Origin of the sequence: Brevibacterium salitolerans (assembly GCF_039531405.1) — a bacterium.
GTDB lineage: Bacteria > Actinomycetota > Actinomycetes > Actinomycetales > Brevibacteriaceae > Brevibacterium > Brevibacterium salitolerans.
This window is the reverse complement of sequence record NZ_BAAAPZ010000025.1, coordinates 1-1,828: the sequence shown is the minus strand read 5'-3', so window position 1 is coordinate 1,828 and position 1,828 is coordinate 1. Positions and strand designations below refer to the sequence as shown.

Below are 1,828 nucleotides of genomic sequence, written 5' to 3'. Positions count from 1 at the left end.
ATGTGCCCTTTGTGGGGTGTGTGTGGTGTTCTGTGTGATTTTGTTGTTGTTGTGTTTCTTGTGTTATCCGACTCGCATCACTTCATGGTTTGTGGGGTGTGTGTGAGTGTTCAAGAGCGCATGGTGGATGCCTTGGCATCAGGAGCCGATGAAGGACGCGGTAACCTGCGATAAGCCTCGGGGAGTTGGTAAACGAACGGTGATCCGAGGGTGTCCGAATGGGGAAACCCCGCGGCATGTCATGTGTCGTGACCCGCATCTGAATATATAGGGTGTGTGGGGGGAACGTGGGGAAGTGAAACATCTCAGTACCCACAGGAAGAGAAAATAATAATGATTCCGTGAGTAGTGGCGAGCGAAAGCGGAGGAGCCTAAACCGTGTGTGTGTAAGCGTGCCAGTGTTGCATGCGCGGTGTTGTGGGGCCACTCGTTCATTCTTGGCATGGGGTGAGCACGAATGTTACTGGTTGTAGTCGAATGCGTTGGGAAGCGTGACCGTAGAGGGTGAGAGTCCTGTAGACGAAACGGCTGGTATGCGTGTGTGGTGGTGCCCGAGTAGCACGGGACTCGTGTAATCTTGTGTGAATCTGCCAGGACCACCTGGTAAGGCTGAATACTTCCTGATGACCGATAGCGGATCAGTACCGTGAGGGAATGGTGAAAAGTACCCCGGGAGGGGAGTGAAATAGTACCTGAAACCATGCGCTTACAATCCGTCAGAGCCTCCTTGTTGGGGTGATGGCGTGCCTTTTGAAGAATGAGCCTGCGAGTTAGCGGCACGTGGCGAGATTAACCTTTTGGTGGGTAGTCGTAGCGAAAGCGAGTCCGAAGAGGGCGAGTGAGTCGCGTGTCCTAGACCCGAAGCGGAGTGATCTAGCCATGGGCAGGGTGAAGCGATGGTAAGACGTCGTGGAGGCCCGCACCCACTTCAGTTGAAAATGGAGGGGATGACCTGTGGTTAGGGGTGAAAGGCCAATCAAACTCTGTGATAGCTGGTTCTCCCCGAAATGCATTTAGGTGCAGCGTTGTGTGTTTCTTGCCGGAGGTAGAGCTACTGGATGGCCGATGGGCCCTACCGGGTTACTGACGTCAGCCAAACTCCGAATGCCGGTAAGTGTAAGCATGGCAGTGAGACTGCGGGGGATAAGCTTCGTAGTCGAGAGGGAAACAGCCCAGACCACCGACTAAGGCCCCTAAGCGTGTGCTCAGTGGAAAAGGATGTGGAGTTGCGAAGACAACCAGGAGGTTGGCTTAGAAGCAGCCATCCTTGAAAGAGTGCGTAATAGCTCACTGGTCAAGTGATTCCGCGCCGATAATGTAGCGGGGCTTAAGTACACCGCCGAAGTCGTGGCAATACCACGTATGCTGTAATGGTTGTGGTGTTGGGTAGGGGAGCGTCGTGTGGCCGGTGAAGCTGCGAAGTGATTCAGTGGTGGAGGCTATGCGAGTGAGAATGCAGGCATGAGTAGCGAATGAAGGGTGAGAAACCCTTCCGCCGGATGACCAAGGGTTCCAGGGCTAGGCTAATCCGCCCTGGGTAAGTCGGGACCTAAGGCGAGGCCGACAGGCGTAGTCGATGGACAACGGGTTGATATTCCCGTACCGGCGAAGGACCGTCAGTACTGAGGCGTGTGAGACTAACCAGTCCGCACCCGCGTGTGACCTTCGGGTTGTGTGTGTGGTGTGGGGTGGGACCTGAGCATGTAGTAGGTAAGCGTGTTAACGGGTGTGACGCAGGAAGGTAGCCGGGCCGCGCGATGGTTGTCGTGGTCTAAGGTGGTAGGACGAGTGGTAGGTAAATCCGCTGCTCATGTGTCTGAGAGCTGAT

The 1,828-nt window shown here is 55.0% G+C and carries 1 rRNA gene; it reads left to right on the top strand.

The annotated features are described in order from the left end of the window. Nucleotides 1-100 precede the first annotated feature (100 nt). Nucleotides 101-1,828: ribosomal RNA gene (locus ABD240_RS17050) — 23S ribosomal RNA — on the top strand; the annotation flags it as partial.